Genomic DNA, 15171 nt, shown 5'->3' on the forward strand with positions numbered 1-15171 from the left:
CTCCAGGAGGTCGCCGATGGCCGCTGCCACACTCATGACGAAGCCTCTCCCGGCCCACCCACTGCCCAAGAAACCGCTGCCCGCCGGATGGCCGCGCGAGCGCTATGAATCGCACAACCGCCGCCTGAAGGCCATGCGGCTGGCCATCGCCCTGCTCGACACCGGCGTCTACCGCCCCGAGCAGGCCCACAACCGCACCATCCGCAGCACCGCCGCCGACATAGGGGTCCACACCCCGTCCGACACGACCTGCCGTCTGGTGCGCGCCCTGCTCTACGACAACTGCTGACGGCTCCGGGGCGCATCACCCCGGCGCATCAACAGGGCGGCCGGCCCCGGGACTTCTCCCGGGGCCGGCCGCCCCACACCCTGCCCGCGGGCGCCGCTCACCCACCCGCATCGTCCCCCGGGCCCGTCACACCCTCCATCTGCGTCACCTCCGCCAGCGCCTCCTCCAGCCACTCCACCCAGAAGGTCTCCAGCCCGATCCCGGCCCGCAGCACCAGCCGCCGCAACCGGTCCTCCGGGGCCGTCGCCGCCCCGAAGTCGCGGTCCTCGATCTCCTGGTACTCCGCCAACTGCCCCCGGTGCAGCGTCAGATGGCGCCGCAGTTCGGCATCGAGCCCGTCCCGCCCCACCACCGCCGAGGCCCGCAGCCGCAGCAGCAGCGCGTCCCGGATGGGCTTGGGGTCCTGCTCGCCGGAGGCCCAGCGGGTCAGCTCGGCCCGGCCCGCGGGCAGCACCTCGAACTCCTTCTTCTGCCCCCGCGACGGCTGTGCGCTCGGCAGCGCCCGGATGAACCCGGCCTGCTCCAGCTTGCCCAGCTCGCGATAGATCTGCTGATGGGTGGCCGACCAGAAGTAGCCGATCGACCGGTCGAACCTGCGGGTCAGCGCCAGCCCCGACGACGGCTTCTCTAGCAGGGCGGTGAGGATCGCGTGCGGGAGTGACATGGGGGAATCCTAGGCCGGGCCCCCGGCGTCCCGTCCGGCTCGCGGAGCCCGGCACGCCCGGGGCGGGCGGCGGCTCACAGCGCTGCCGCGAGCTCCGTCCCCTGCTGGATGGCGCGCTTGGCGTCCAGCTCGGCGGCGACATCCGCACCGCCGATCAGGTGCACGGCGCGCCCCTCGGCCCGCAGCTCCTCGTACAGCTCGCGGCGCGGCTCCTGCCCGGTGCACAGCACCACGGTGTCGACGGGGAGCGTGCTGGCCGTGCCGTCGACCGTGAGGTGCAGGCCCTCGTCGTCGATCCGCTCGTACGCGGCCCCGGCGACCGTGGTCACGCCCCGGTGCCGCAGCTCCGTACGGTGGATCCAGCCGGTGGTCTTGCCGAGTCCGGCGCCGACCTTCGTCGTCTTGCGCTGGAGCAGATGCACCTGCCGCGGGGTCTTGGGCCGCTCGGGCGCGCGCAGCCCGCCCCGGTCGCCGTAGGCGGTGTCGACGCCCCAGGCGCGGAAGTACGCCTCCGGGTCCTGGCTCGCCGCATCGCCGGCATCGGTGAGGAACTCGGCGACATCGAAGCCGATACCGCCCGCCCCGATGATCGCCACACGTTCACCGACCGGCGCCCCGTCCCGCAGCACATCGAGGTAGCTGACCACGCTCGGGTGGCCGACGCCCTCGATCTCCGGGGTACGCGGGGTGACCCCGGTGGCGATCACCACCTCGTCGTACGCCCCGAGGTCCCCGGCCGTGACGGCGTGGTTCAGCCGTACGTCCACGCCCTGGCTGTCGAGCTGGTGACGGAAGTAGCGCAGGGTCTCGTCGAACTCCTCCTTGCCCGGGATCCGCTTGGCGATGTTCAGCTGCCCGCCGACCTCGGCCGCGGCGTCGAAGAGGGTGACCTCATGGCCGCGCTCGGCCGCGGACACGGCACAGGCGAGCCCGGCCGGCCCGGCGCCGACCACGGCGAGCCGCTTGCGCCGCCGAGTGGGGGAGAGCACCAGCTCGGTCTCGTGGCAGGCCCGCGGATTGACCAGACAGGATGTGATCTTCCCGCTGAAGGTGTGGTCGAGGCAGGCCTGGTTGCAGCCGATGCAGGTGTTGATCGCCTCGGCCCGGCCGTCCCGCGCCTTGGCGACGAAGTCCGGGTCGGCGAGGAAGGGCCGGGCCAGCGACACCATGTCGGCGCGGCCGTCGGCCAGCAACTCCTCGGCGACCTCGGGGGTGTTGATGCGATTGCTGGTCACCAGCGGGATGGTCACCGAGCCCATCAGCCGCTTCGTCACCCAGGTGTAGGCGCCGCGCGGCACCGAGGTCACGATGGTGGGGATACGGGCCTCGTGCCACCCGATGCCGGTGTTGACGATCGTGGCGCCCGCCGCCTCGATCTCCTTGGCGAGGGTGACGACCTCCTCCAGCGTGGAGCCGCCCGGGACGAGGTCCAGCATCGACAGCCGGTAGATCAGGATGAAGTCGGTGCCGACGCGCTCGCGGGTACGGCGGACGATCTCCAGCGGGAAGCGCATCCGGTTCTCGTACGAGCCGCCCCAGCGGTCCGTGCGCCGGTTGGTCGCGCCGACGATGAACTCATTGATCAGATAGCCCTCGGAGCCCATGATCTCGACACCGTCGTACCCGGCGGACTTGGCCAGCTCCGCCGCCCGCACGTAGTCCTCGATGGTCTGCTCGACCTCGTCGTCGGTGAGCGCGTTCGGCACGAAGGGGCTGATGGGCGCCTGGAGGGCACTCGGCGCGACCAGATCGGCGTGGTACGCGTACCGCCCGAAGTGCAGGATCTGCATCGCGATCCGCCCGCCCGCCGCGTGCACCGCGTCGGTCACCGTCCGGTGCTGCGCGGCCTCTTCCTCGGTGGTGAGCTTGGCCCCGCCCTCGTACGGCCGGCCCGCGTCGTTCGGCGCGATACCGCCGGTCACCATCAGGCCGACGCCGCCGCGCGCACGGGCGGCGTAGAAGGCGGCCATCCGCGCGAAGCCGTTCTCGGCCTCCTCCAGCCCGATGTGCATCGACCCCATCAGCACCCGGTTGGGCAGGGTGGTGAACCCGAGGTCGAGCGGGCTCATCAGGTGCGGGTACTGGCTCATGGGGGGCCTCCAGGCGCGGTGGTCGTGGCAGTAGTTGTAGACCAGCCCTCCCTGTTTTGCAACAAGTTGCAAAAAACGTGACGCAGACGACTCCGCCGCACGCCGGGCGCCCCGCCCGCCACCGCACGGCGCGCAGTTGCCGGGTCGCACAGTGCGACGTGTCACAGACAACCCGGCGACGCTGTGGGAGCTTCAACTGTGCTGCTCCCCAGTGGAGTTACCGACGGTCTGCCCGCATGTGGAGAGGATCGAATGAGCACTGCGCAAGCCCTCACACTCGACCAGGTGGTCGACACCGCCCGGTACCCCTTGCCGGAACCCGACAGCGCCGGAGGACGGGCCGTGATCTCCCGGGCCCGGCACGAACTCCTGACGCTCGGCTGCACCGTGCTGCCGGACTTCATCCGCCCGGCGCTCCGCGAGGCGCTGGAGCAGGAGTGCGCCGCCATCGCCCCCCAGGCGCACTTCGACGTCGAAACGGTCAACGTCTACAACATCGCGGTGGACTCCACCCTGCCGGCCGGCCACCCCGGCCGGCGCACCTTCCAGCGGGGCAACGCCTTCGTCCCACGGGACCGCGTACCGGCCGACTCCCTCATCAGCCGGCTCTACGCCGACCCGGTGTTCCAGGACTTCCTGGCCCGCTGCTTCGGCCTGCCGCGGCTGCACGAGCTGGCGGACCCGCTCTCCGGGCTGGTGCTCAATGTCGTCGCCCCGGGCATGGAGCACCCCTGGCACTTCGACACCAACGAGTTCACCGTCAGCATGCTCACCCGGGAGGCGCAGGACGGCGGCGTCTTCGAGTACTGCCCGAACATCCGCTCCGCCCACGACGAGCGCTTCGACGACGTCCGGGACGTCCTGGACGGCCGGGGCGAGCGGCTGATCCGCCGCCTCCCGCTGCACCCCGGCGACCTCCAGCTGTTCAAGGGCCGCTACTCGCTCCACCGGGTGAGTCCGGTGCACGGCGAAACCGCGCGCCACTCCGCGATCTTCGCCTACAGCGAGCGGCCCGGCGTCATCGGCAGCGTCGCCCGCACCCGCCAGCTCTTCGGCCGTGTCCTGCCCGCCCACACCGCCGCCGAGGGCCGCGCCGTACGGGGCGACCAGCTGCTGGACTAGCGGACGGCCCGGACCCCGCGCCGCCCCGAAACCTCCCCGCGCCCCACCCCACGGGATGACGTACACGGCGAGTGACGGCGCGACCATGAATAAGTGACAGCACAGCTCCCCGAACAAGCGACAGCACAGCTCCCCACGACCCGAATCGAGAGAGCAGAATTGAATAACAGTCAGGAAAGGGCCGCCATGACGACCTTCGCCCAGGAGGACAGCCTCCCGCGGGTGCCGCTGCCCACACTGGAAGCCAGCTGCGAAAGGTTCCTCGCCTGGTGCGCGCCGCTGCTGACCGCCGACGAGCGGGCTGCGACCGAGGCGGAGGTGGCCGCCTTCCTCCGCCCCGGCGGCCCCGGCCGGGTGCTGCACACGGCACTGGAGGAGTACGACGCCACCGAGGGCGTCCACAGCTGGCTCGACACCTTCTGGCCGTACCGCTACCTGGGCCGCCGGGACCGGATCGCCCTCAACGCCAACTTCTTCTTCCTGTTCCGGGACCCCGCCCCCGAGCAGCCGCAGTCGCAGCTGGAGCGGGCGGCCGGACTCATCGCCGGCGCCGTCGGCTACAAGCGCCAACTCGACCAGGAGAGCATCCCTCCGGTGGTCCAGCGGGGCGTCCCCCAGTCGATGGTCCAGAACAAGTACCTGTTCTCCGCCACCCGGATCCCCGGAGCGGCACAGGACACCGTCCGCAGCCCCTACACCGACGCCTGGCCGGGCCCCTCCGGCGCCCGGCACATCGTGGTCTTCCACCGCGGCAACATGTTCCGGATGGAGGTGCTCGGCGCGGACGGTGTCCCGCACAGCCTGGACGACCTCGAAGCGGGCCTGCGCGCCGTACAGAAGGCCGGCGCCGAACCGGCCGCGGCCGGCACCTCGGTCGGCCATCTCACCACCATGGCGCGCGCGGAGTGGGCCGCCGCCCGGGAGTCCCTGCGCACCCGCCACCCCCGCAACGCCGAGGCGCTGGACGACATCGAGACAGCCCTCTTCTGCCTCTGCCTGGAGGACTTCGCCCCCGAGGACACCCAGCAGGCCTGCGACCAGCTGCTGTACGGCGACCGCGGCAACCGCTGGTTCGACAAGGCCGTCTCCCTGATCGTCTTCGCGGACGGCCGGGCGGGCATCAACGTCGAGCACTGCGAGCTGGACGGCACCACCATCCTCAGCTTCACCGACGCCCTGCTCAGCGCCCCGGCCGAGGAACACGCCCGCCGGTCCGGAGCCCGCTCCCAGGGACTCCCGTCCGTCGAGCCGGTCATCTTCGAGCTGGACGACACCCTCCGGGCACAGGTGCGCTCCGCCGCCGACGCCTTCGCGGAGTACGGGGCGCACACCGCCACCCGGACGGTCTCCTTCGACGACTTCGGCAGCACCACCGCCAAGGCGCTGGGCTCCTCCCCGGACGCCTTCGTCCAGCTCGCCTACCAACTGGCCCACCAGCGCGCCAAGGGACGGCTGGGCGCCACGTACGAGTCGATCGCCACCCGCCAGTGGCGGCACGGCCGGACCGAGGCGATGCGCGTGGTCACCCCGGAGATCCAGGCGTTCGTCGCCGCGATGGAGGACCCGACGGCCTCCCCGGACGCCCGCCGGACCGCCTTCCGGGCCGCCGCGGCGAAGCATGTGGCACGCGCCAAGGAGTGCCAGGCCGGTGACGCGCCCGAGCAGCACCTGTGGGAACTGGAGCTGATCCAGCGCCGCCGCGGCGCGGAACTCGGCGTCACCGAACAGCCCGCCCTCTACCGGACCCCGGGCTGGCTGACCATGCGGGACGACTACCTGAGCACCAGCTCCGCCCCATCCGAAAACATCCAGTACTTCGGCTTCGGCTCCACCAGCAGCCGCTGCATCGGCGTCGCCTACGTCCTGCTGCCGGACCGCTTCCACCTCTACCTGAGCACCCCGCTGGCGGTGGCCGACCAGATGCAGACCTTCGCCGACCGGCTCCGCGAGGCGGTAACCGAACTACGCGAGCTGCTCGCGACCGACGGCCCCGGGGACTGACGGTCGCCCCTGACGGACCGGCCGCCGACCCCCCGCTCGCCTACTTCACCTACTTCACCTTCGTCAGCTTCTTCAGCTACTTCAGTAGGCGGGACAGCCGCCGGTCCGCCAGGGGCTTGCCACCCGTCTGGCAGGTCGGGCAGTACTGCAGAGCCGAATCACTGAACGACACCTCACGCACCGTGTCCCCGCAGACCGGACACGGCTCCCCCTTCCGCCCGTGCACCCGCAGCCCACTCTTCTTCTCCGCCTTGAGATCCTTCAGCGCAAGTCCACGGGACCGCTCGACCGCCTCCCTGAGCGTGCTGCCCACCGCCGCGTACAGCCGCTCCACCTCCTCCTCGGAGAGCTTCGCCGCCAACTTGAACGGCGACATCCGGGCGGTGTGCAGAATCTCGTCCGAGTACGCGTTCCCGATCCCGGCGAGCACGCTCTGATCACGCAGCACCCCCTTGATCTGCCGCCGCTCACCGTCCAACAACGCACCGAAGTCCGCCAGACTGAACCCCTCATCGAGCGGATCCGGCCCCAGCCGCGCCACCCCCGGCACCTCCCGCGGATCCCGTACGACATACACCGCAAGGTGCTTCTGACTCCCCGCCTCGGTCACATCGAACCCCGCCCCGTCATCCGGCCGCCCGAGCCGCACCCGAAGCGCCAACGGCCCCTTCCCGGGCCGCGGCGGCACCACCGGCAGCCTGTCACTCCACCGCACCCACCCCGCCCTGGCCAGGTGCAGGACCAGATGCAGCTCCCCGACCCGAAGATCGAGAAACTTCCCGCGCCGGGTCACGCCGTCGAACGTCCGGCCTTCAAGCGCGGTGACCGGCGGGTCGTAGGTCTTGAGCGCATGGACGGCAACCGCATACACCCGGGCAACGGAACGGCCGACCAGCCGCTCACCCAAAAACCGCGACAGCGACTCAACCTCTGGCAACTCGGGCATACCTCCAGTTTGCCTCGAAACGGGTCAATCGGAGTGCCGAGGGGGAGGGGAGAGGGCTGTTGTGAGCCGAGTGTTTCCTCAGCCGAAAGTGCCGGCCAGGTAGGCGTTGCGGACTCTGATGAGGTGCGGCATGTACCGGCTCAGGAGGATTCTGTCGACGATGCGCCCGACCGGCCCCAGAGGCGAGGCGAAGTCAATAACGTCCCTCATCACGGTGCCACCGGCGCCGTCCGGCTCGAAGTGGTGGGCGTGATGCCATCGCTTGAAGGGCCCGGACTCCTGCTCGTCCACGAACCGTCGGGGCCGGTCGTATGCGGTGATACGGGCCTTGAGTCGCCAGGTCAGGCCGAAATGCCGAGCCTGGAAGGTCACTGTGTCACCGAGCGACAACTCGCCGCTGGTCTTGCCGTCGACCGCTCGCTCCGACGACGAGGCCATCGAGCGGGTGTGCGCCTGCGCATCCAGGCATACCGCGAACACCTGGTCCGGGGGTGCGGCAACGACTGTCACGACCTCGAAATTCGCCACCCTCTCACCCTAGACGCCCCGCTCTCCGAAGTCGCAGGCGCACAAGCGAGGGTCGCCACCTCCTGCTGGAGATGGCGACCCTCGCTGTCACACCTGACGGCAGTGCAAGTTGTGGTTGTGACCCCGTGCGCACCCGGGGCCGCCGCGCCCTTTAGGTGTCGAAGTGCAGGTTGGGCAAGCCCTTGAACTGCAGCAATTGCCCATTGGGAGCCACCTTGCCGGTCCGGAGGCAGCCGACGACCTCCAGGCCGAAGTCGAACATCTCTCACTGCCGCCCGCCGACACCACGGCGGCAATCGATCACTGGCCCTGGCGGACAGTCAGAGGGCATCGGGTCCGATCTTAGAAGGGCGATCCCGGCCCCTCCGTCGGATAGGTGACCACGCCGCCAACTCGGTCCGGCGCGACGCCCGTTCGGTGTGAGCGCAGCAGGACAGGCTGCGGGTTATCCCGGTGCGGTGGGTGATCGCGCTGTTACAGTCCGGTCGCCCGCGACTAGGTCAGTTGCCTTGAGTTCCGACTTCCCAGGGTCAGCACCTGTTCACTTCCGACGCATCGGTCGACTTCGGTTAACTCCTGCGCCAATGGCACGTGCGCTTCTACGATGTTCGCTCGGCTCAAATCCTCTGGAGCACCATGCGCCTCGAACACATCAGGATTGATAACTTCCGCGGGCTGAGCCACGTGGACATGCCCTTCTCCCGGTTCGGCTGCCTCATCGGCGAGAACAATGCTGGGAAGTCCTCGGTGTTCCAGGCCCTCAACATGTTCCTTCGCTCAGGATCTGCGGTCGACACCGACTTCTTGAACCCGGCGCGACCCATCCGCATCCAGCTCAGCTTCGCCGGTGTCGATGCGGCAGATCTGCAGCGTCTTGAGGACGGTCACCGCTCACGTATCGGGCCTGTGGTTGAGGATGGACGTCTCACCCTGGTGCGGACGTACGAGGGAGTCGGCAAGGGCTCGATGAAGGTAGTCCGGAAAGTCCCGAGCGACCCGCGCTTCCATAAGAAGGTTTTGGAGGAGGTAATCAGGCCCAAGATCTCTGCCGAGGAGCTTGAGGCGAACGTCCAGCGCACCTATCCGGGGATCTTCGCCAAACTTTCCGGCAAGATCACCCGTTCTGCTGTGAGACGGCAATGGGACGAAGACGTCGCTAATCTCAAGGACAGTGAATACACCACGGGCGACGATCCGCTGATGACCGGCTTGGACAAGTCGGTTGCTCCGCTGCTACCAGAGCCGATCTACATCCCGGCTGTGAAGGAACTCAACGAAGATCTCAAGACGACCTCGACAGCGACATTCGGACGTCTGCTGTCCATCCTGTTCGGAGATATCAAGCATCAACTACCGCAACTGGAAGCCTCCTTCGAACAGCTTCGGAACCAGCTGAACGTCGTTTCACGGGAGGACGGCAGCGAGTCGGACGGTCGGCTGCCGGAGGTACGGAAGATCGAGTCGCTGATCCAACGAAACCTCCAGGACTCCTTCCCTCGTGCCAGCGTTCGCCTGGAGATTCCCCCGCCGCGCCTGCGTAGCCTGCTGGAAGAGGCGCAGATCGCTGTAAACGACGGCATCAGCGGCCCGTTCAAGACCAAGGGCGACGGCCTGCGTCGGTCAGTGGCGTTTGCCCTCCTGCGCGCCTACGTAGACCTGAAGACCGCAGAGCCGACCCAGTCGGACAGCGCCCAGCAGCCTTCTCTGCTGCTGTTCGAGGAGCCCGAGGTGTTTCTGCATCCGCAGGCACAGCGCAAACTCTTCGAGGCCCTGACCATGTTCTCCGGCTTCAACGATGTGCTGGTCAGCACACACTCGTCGGCCTTCTGTGCGCCCGGCGTGACCGGCACCTTTGTGAAGGTCGTCAAGGACCACACGTTGGAACCGCCAGCCAGCCGGACTTGTGTGATCGACCTGTCAGACATGGACGCCCGCGATCAGTTCGAGATCATCACGCACGAGAACAACGAGGCAGCTTTCTTCGCCACCTCAGTGCTCCTCGTGGAAGGCCCTAGCGACCGCACTCTCATCCCTCACATCGCGCGTACCCTCAGCCCGCGGTGGGACTTCGACAAGCACGGTGCGGCGATCGCCAAGGTCGAAGGCAAAGGCAGCATCGAGCGGTACCGCGGCTTCTTCCAGCGCTTCGAGATGCGAGTCGCGGTCGTCGCGGACCTGGACGCCGTGCTCGACGGGTTCGACAAACTTGGTGCGAGCGACGAGTGTCACCGATTGCGTGACCGGGTTGTCACTAAGGTCAACGAACTGGTGGAGGACGAGGACGTCAACGTATCCGCTAGCACTCTCAAGAGCCTCAGCAAAAGCGGCAGCGCACGCGCTCTGTGGGAGCATGCGCAGCTCAAGAGCGAAGAGTACGCCCGAGGGCTATGCGAGTTCGAGGAAGTGGATGCAGCAGTGAGAGCGTTCTTCGCCCGCTCCGCTTCCGGCGCCGCTCGACGGATCCTCGCAGAAGCCAAAGATCCGGAGCTGAAGAAGATGAAGTTGGAGCTGCTGCGGATGCTTCGTCACGAGGACGTCTACGTCTGGGAGCGCGGGGCAATCGAGGCGTACTACCCCGAGCTCCAGGTAAACGAGTCGAACAATAAGAACGACCGGGCCCGCACGTTCTGCGAGCGCTACACAACCGCCGAGGCCATTCGTGGGCTGCCCGTGTTCGAGGAAACGACAGCTTGCGAGTTCGATTTCATCTTCGAGGCTTTCTTTGGGACGTCACCACTGCAGCCAGCAGCAGTTGAGGCTCCCCACCAAGCGACGGCGAGCAACGGGTAACGTGTCCGCACCTCAGCCCGTGCCCACGACAGTGCGCGAGCAGAGCAGCGATCGCAGCCAACGCCAAGCGCGTGGCGGACCACGCCATGGTCGGTGATATCGAGCCGTGAGCGGGCCTGCTTCAGCCCTGCCTGTGCTTGACCGAAGACAGCGCCACCACGAGTGCGTCCAGGTCTCCGGTACAGACGATGACCTCTTCATCGTCGCCCGGGGGGTCGAATCGGGCGAAGAAGTCGTCAAGGGCTTCGGGGGTGACGGTGAGAGCGTTGGCGTCCTCGCGCTGGTTGCGCTCGGCGAGGCGTCCCAGCAGCTCCTCCCTGCCGGCAGGGAGGTAGACCACGACCGGGTAGCCGCCCGCTTCGCGGGCAGCCTGACGCCAGGCGTCGCGCTCTGAGAGCCGCCACAGCCCGTGGTCCAGGACGACGTCGTTCCCGGCCTCCAGCTCCTTGACGAACCGTGCCCGGACCGCCTCGACCACGGGCCGTTCGCGCTCGAAGTAGGTGTGCTCGGGATAGTCCACGCCGTATCGGCCGTGGAGGCGGTGCACCTCCTCGTCCACGGACAGTCGCGTGTAGCCGTGGTCGGCCAGGGCTTGGGCGACGGTGGTCTTCCCGGAGCCGGTAATACCGGCCAGGAGAACGGCGAGGGGCACGCGGTCATCCCTTCCACGAGGAGCTGTGCGTGGGCGCCTTCATTGTCTCCAATTCTGCTGGTGCGCGACGTGCGGTCGCCAGGCCGTGACGATGCTGCGGGCCTCGCTGGGCCAGTTGAACGGCATGCGGTCCAGGCTCACCCGGCGGAAAGCGAACCGCGGATCGCTGGTGTTGATCACGCCGCCGTGTCGGCCGACGTGCGACAGGAGGCGGCCGGCCTCGTCGCGCACGGACGGGGTCTCTTCCTGCCATGTGCCGGTCGAGAAGTGCTTGACCCGGCGGCGGAGGTCATCCAGGACGCCCGAGCGCCACTTGAAGTGGTGAACCGCGCAGATGCGGTCGGCATCCGGCCGGTGCCCAGGGGCCCTGTGGTTGCCGCCCGCCACGGTGACATCGTGGCGGGCGAGCACGATCTTGCGCGGGTCTCCGTGCAGGAGTCGGTGGGTGAGGTGCCCGCCGAGGGGATAGGCGAGGTCCAGTCCGCCTTCGGGCCGCCAGCCGGTCAGGCGCCCGCTCGCGGAGATCCGGTCGAGCATCAGGCCGCCCACCACGCGGTGCCCGGACTTCTCGGCCTGGGCGATCACCTCACCCAGTGGGGCGGGGTACTGCTGGAACTCGTCAGCGTCGGCGAGCAGGTGCCAGCCCGGGCCGGCCCGGTGCCGCAGGGCGTCTCTGAGCTGGGTGTTGGTGCGCTCGTGCCACGGGCCGGTGCTGGTGCCGGTGGGGATGATGCCCAGTTCGCGGCTGGCGGCCTGGAGTTCGTGCCGCTGCTGGTCGGGCACGTGCTCGGGGAAGTGGAAGGCGATCAGGAATCGCTCGACACCCAGCCACCGGTAGTGGCGGACCCAGGCGGCCAGCAGGGCGGGTTCTACGGGGCCGACGATGGCGATCAGCGCGGGAGGGGTGCTCAGCATCGGGACTCCTTCGTACACAGTGAGGAGAAGGTTCGGGTGAGGAAGCCGGCCTGCTCGGCGGCCGATCGCATCCCCAGCAGGCCGGGAGCTTCGGGGCCGGGCAGCGGAGGTGGCTGGCGGACGACGGTATGCAGAGCTTCGGCGAGGGCGGCCGGGTCGCCGGCGGGGAACGTAAGGGCCCAAGGCTGGCTGCGAAGACGGGCGGTGAGGGCGGGGTCGTGGTCGGAGACGACCAGGGGAACCCCGAGGCGGGCGGCGTCCATGGCGAGCCCGGACTCCTTGCCGGTCCCGCGGTGGCGGGTGACGAGGGCGGCGTCGGCGGCGGCGTACACGAGCCGCAGTACGGCTTCGCTGACCGGGCCGGGCACGGTGTGCACCCGCAGGCCGGGCTGGGCTCGCCACCGCTGGAGGAGGGCTTCGTCGAGTGGGAAACCGGTGACCACCAGGTGCAGGGGCTCCTTGAGCCGGGACAGGGCGGCGTCGATGACGGCGATGTCCTTGTAGGGCCACCACCCGCCCACGAGGCACACCACGGCCTCGGCGGAGGGGATGCCGAACGCGGCACGGCCGCCCTCGCGTTCGCCTGCGGTCAGGCGGTGGCCGTCATCGACCGAGAAGCCGCCGACCACGGCGGGCAGGCGGGGGAAGGCCGCGGCGAACTGGTCGGCGACAGCCTGTGTCGGATACACCGCGATCACCCGCCCTTCGCCCTGGCGGGCGAGCCGGCCGAGCATCCGCACGACGGCGTCCTCGTCGGTGACCGCCTCGTGGACGAACCGCAGGTGTGGCTGGTCACCCAGGAGGGCGGCAGCTCCGTGTAGAGCCTCGCTGGCGGTCAGGATCACCACCGCGTCGGCCCGGGACTCCAGCCGACGCGCGGTCCGCAACGCTGCCCCTTCGGTGAGGCAGCGGGCGATGAGGGTGACCTGGTGCGGCAACCGCCGCATCCGGCGGGGCCAGCGGCGCGACCGGAGCAATCGCTGTCCGGCCGCGGAGATGCTGGCTGCCAGCCGGGAGGCGACCAGCAGGACGCACGCCTGATGCCCAGACGGTCCGGTGACCAACCGGGCCCCCGCCTCACGCAGGGCGTCGACCGTCTCGGTTGCAATCCCGTGCGGGGCGATGACCAGGCTGCCGGGTCGGACTCTGGCGAGGACTACCAGCGTGCGCTGGTGATGCCCGCCCAGGCGGTTCGCGTACGGCTCGATGAGAACGAGCGGGCCGGTCATCCGGCCACCGCCTGGTCTCCGTGGGCGGTGGTGAACCTGGCCCGCAGCCAGGCAGGGTCATTGAGATGGCCGAACCGCTGCGGGGCGCAGGCGGCTTCGCGGGCGAAAGCGACGCCATCCCGGGCTCCGGTGGCCGCGTAGGCGGCGAACTCGCCGCTGTGACTGGTCGTCCACGCCTCCACCCGTCGGCGGGCGTCGTCGTCGGCCATCCCGTACTCGCTGCCGCGGGCGAGCATCGCGCACTCGCGGAAACCGGCCTTCCACGCGTGGAAGGGGCTCTGGTTGAACCTCGTGATCCCCGCGGTCTGCTGGGCGAACTCGATCCGTCCGGGCAGGGCGGCGAGCACATCCACGGCCTCTCCCATCTCGCGCAGGGCACTGCGGCGGATGAGCTTGAGCCCGCCGTAGCCGTAGGTCAAACCGTTGACCGGGTTGACCGCCCGCCACACCCGCATCGACGCGCCCTCGTCCAGCGGCTCCACCGAGGCGGGGTCGAAGCCGGTGTCGATGGCAAAGTCTCCGTCGGCTAGGAAGAACTGCTCGTGGTCGACGACCTCGGCACACAGACGGTAGGCCCGACGCATCCCGTGTACGCCGTGCAGACGCTTGACCGCCCCGCCGAGCGTGCGCTGGAGCCGGGAGTGCAGAGAGGTGGCCATCGGCTCGTCGTACGAGAGGAGAACCGCGTCGAAGCTGTTCACGAGACGGCCTCCAGGTAGCGGGCCGCGATCAGGGCGGGGGTGAAGTCGGCGGTGGAGGTGTGAGCCCGCTTTGCGTGCAGGGCATGGAATTCGGTGTCCGTGGCGAGCCGTTCGGCCAAGGCGACGGCCTCGGCCGGGGTGGTGAAGCACAGCTCGGGGTCGATGTGCTCGGCGAGCCAGCCAAGGCGGGGCGAGATGACCGGAAGGCCCATGCCCTGGCAGTCGATCACGCTCATGGACCAGGGACAGCCCGGCCGGAACGGGGCGATGCCGAAGCGCGCGCCGGCCAGGAGTTCCTTGTAGCGGACGCGGTCGCCCCGGTCGGAGACGACCTGCACGTGCGGCAGGGCGGCGAGCTGGTCACGCATCTTCTCGGGGCTGTCGTCCAGACCCTTGCGCTCCGCCCGGCGCTGGCCGAATAGGTCCATGACCCGCAGTTTGACGGTGCCGGACGCGACCAGGTCGCGGGCCAGGTCCACGAACTGCCCGGTGCCGTAGTGCGCGTACAGCCGGTGGTTGTAGACGCCGATCGCCCCGGCGCCGGAGGCGGGCCGCGTGGTGGCGGGGTCGCGTACCAGACGCTCGTCACGCGGGGCAGGCACCACTCGCAGCTTCCCGCCAAGGTCCAGAGTGGTCCGGGCGGCCGCCGCCGACACCCAGGACGCCGCCGTGGAGGAGTGGACCAGCACTCGGTCACAGGCGGCCAGTCCGGCAGCGAACGCCAGCAGTACCGGCCGTCCGAGCGCCGCGTCGTTCAGGGACGGGTCGAGTTGAAGCTGGCCGCCGCCCGTGAAGGAGAACGGCAGGTAGTGGCAGTAGCCGGCCAGTAGGGCGTTGGATCCGGCCTCCAGTAAGGCCGTGCGGATCGCCGGGGCCTCCTCGATCTGATTGGCCACGACCACGTCGGGCTTCTCCGCCCGGATCGGTGCCACCAGCTCGTCGATGTCCGCGGAGAAGCGGGCCCGGTACTTCGTCCCCGGCACCTTCGTCCGGTGGAATCCGCAGCGTGCATCCCCGGCCGGAGCCGGGGCCGCGACCGTCACCTCCGCTCCGGCATCCGCCAGCGCTGGGGCAAGCAGGTCCGCGAAGATCCACCCTGAGTCGGCCGAAAGCCGGTCGGGGTTGGAGATGTTGAGCAAGTAGAGCACGCGCATGGTGCTTCGCCTCCTTCATCCGCCCGGGGGTCGATCCGGGCCAGTAAGGGAAGGAAAGCGGCGACGTAGGCCGTGACGGGATGGTGAACT

13 protein-coding genes are annotated in these 15171 nt (G+C 69.3%); 4 read left to right on the top strand and 9 right to left on the bottom strand.

Going from position 1 to position 15171, the window contains the following annotated elements:
* Positions 1–16: 16 nt before the first annotated feature.
* Positions 17–289, top strand: coding sequence for a hypothetical protein (locus STRTU_RS25940; protein WP_159746439.1), 273 nt, complete (start codon positions 17–19; stop codon positions 287–289).
* 97 nt (positions 290–386) lie between these two features.
* Here the strand turns inward: STRTU_RS25940 and STRTU_RS25945 are convergent, their stop codons facing one another.
* Both STRTU_RS25945 and STRTU_RS25950 read right to left on the bottom strand, forming a co-directional pair.
* The gene (locus STRTU_RS25945; protein WP_159746440.1) at positions 387–953 is read right to left on the bottom strand and encodes a PadR family transcriptional regulator; all 567 of its coding nucleotides are present in this window, start codon (positions 951–953) and stop codon (positions 387–389) included.
* A 74-nt stretch (positions 954–1027) separates the two neighbouring features.
* On the bottom strand, positions 1028–3043 hold the full coding sequence (locus tag STRTU_RS25950) for an NADPH-dependent 2,4-dienoyl-CoA reductase (protein WP_159746441.1): 2016 nt from the start codon (positions 3041–3043) through the stop codon (positions 1028–1030).
* 252 nt (positions 3044–3295) lie between these two features.
* On the opposite strand from STRTU_RS25950, the gene STRTU_RS25955 reads away from it, so the two are divergent.
* Both STRTU_RS25955 and STRTU_RS25960 read left to right on the top strand, forming a co-directional pair.
* A complete protein-coding gene (locus STRTU_RS25955) occupies positions 3296–4165 on the top strand; it encodes a HalD/BesD family halogenase (protein ID WP_159746442.1) in 870 nt (289 codons plus the stop codon).
* Between the two features lie 186 nt (positions 4166–4351).
* On the top strand, positions 4352–6166 hold the full coding sequence (locus STRTU_RS25960) for a choline/carnitine O-acyltransferase (protein ID WP_174878925.1): 1815 nt from the start codon (positions 4352–4354) through the stop codon (positions 6164–6166).
* A gap of 76 nt (positions 6167–6242) precedes the next feature.
* Here STRTU_RS25960 and STRTU_RS25965 read toward each other — a convergent pair whose 3' ends face one another.
* Together STRTU_RS25965 and STRTU_RS25970 are read right to left on the bottom strand one after the other, a co-directional pair.
* Positions 6243–7112, bottom strand: a complete 870-nt coding sequence (locus STRTU_RS25965; protein WP_159746443.1) for an Fpg/Nei family DNA glycosylase — start codon at positions 7110–7112, stop codon at positions 6243–6245.
* Between the two features lie 78 nt (positions 7113–7190).
* Entirely contained in the window at positions 7191–7640 is a 450-nt protein-coding gene (locus tag STRTU_RS25970) for an SRPBCC family protein (protein ID WP_159746444.1), read from the bottom strand.
* 591 nt (positions 7641–8231) lie between these two features.
* Here STRTU_RS25970 and STRTU_RS25975 point away from each other — a divergent pair.
* Positions 8232–10430, top strand: coding sequence for an ATP-dependent nuclease (locus STRTU_RS25975; RefSeq protein ID WP_159746445.1), 2199 nt, complete (start codon positions 8232–8234; stop codon positions 10428–10430).
* A gap of 121 nt (positions 10431–10551) precedes the next feature.
* Here the strand turns inward: STRTU_RS25975 and STRTU_RS25980 are convergent, their stop codons facing one another.
* Genes STRTU_RS25980 through STRTU_RS26000 form a run of 5 tightly spaced genes read right to left on the bottom strand, consistent with a single transcriptional unit; the run spans position 10552 to position 15081 of the window.
* Positions 10552–11082 (bottom strand): P-loop nucleotide/nucleoside kinase family protein, encoded by a 531-nt coding sequence (locus STRTU_RS25980; protein ID WP_159746446.1) that lies wholly within the window; start codon positions 11080–11082, stop codon positions 10552–10554.
* Between the two features lie 39 nt (positions 11083–11121).
* A complete protein-coding gene (locus STRTU_RS25985) occupies positions 11122–11997 on the bottom strand; it encodes a glycosyltransferase family 2 protein (protein ID WP_159746447.1) in 876 nt (291 codons plus the stop codon).
* Positions 11991–13226 carry a glycosyltransferase gene (locus STRTU_RS25990; RefSeq protein WP_159746448.1) on the bottom strand — a complete coding sequence of 412 codons (1236 nt, stop codon included), beginning with the start codon at positions 13224–13226 and terminating at the stop codon, positions 11991–11993. Before STRTU_RS25990 ends, STRTU_RS25985 begins: the two co-directional genes overlap by 7 nt.
* Positions 13223–13927: a hypothetical protein gene (locus STRTU_RS25995; RefSeq protein WP_159746449.1), complete on the bottom strand. Its 705-nt coding sequence runs from the start codon at positions 13925–13927 to the stop codon at positions 13223–13225. The genes STRTU_RS25990 and STRTU_RS25995 overlap by 4 nt, the downstream gene beginning before the upstream one ends.
* Positions 13924–15081 carry a glycosyltransferase gene (locus STRTU_RS26000; RefSeq protein ID WP_159746450.1) on the bottom strand — a complete coding sequence of 386 codons (1158 nt, stop codon included), beginning with the start codon at positions 15079–15081 and terminating at the stop codon, positions 13924–13926. The genes STRTU_RS25995 and STRTU_RS26000 overlap by 4 nt, the downstream gene beginning before the upstream one ends.
* Between the last annotated feature and the right edge of the window lie 90 nt (positions 15082–15171).

It is taken from the genome of Streptomyces tubercidicus, assembly GCF_027497495.1.
Classification (GTDB): domain Bacteria; phylum Actinomycetota; class Actinomycetes; order Streptomycetales; family Streptomycetaceae; genus Streptomyces; species Streptomyces tubercidicus.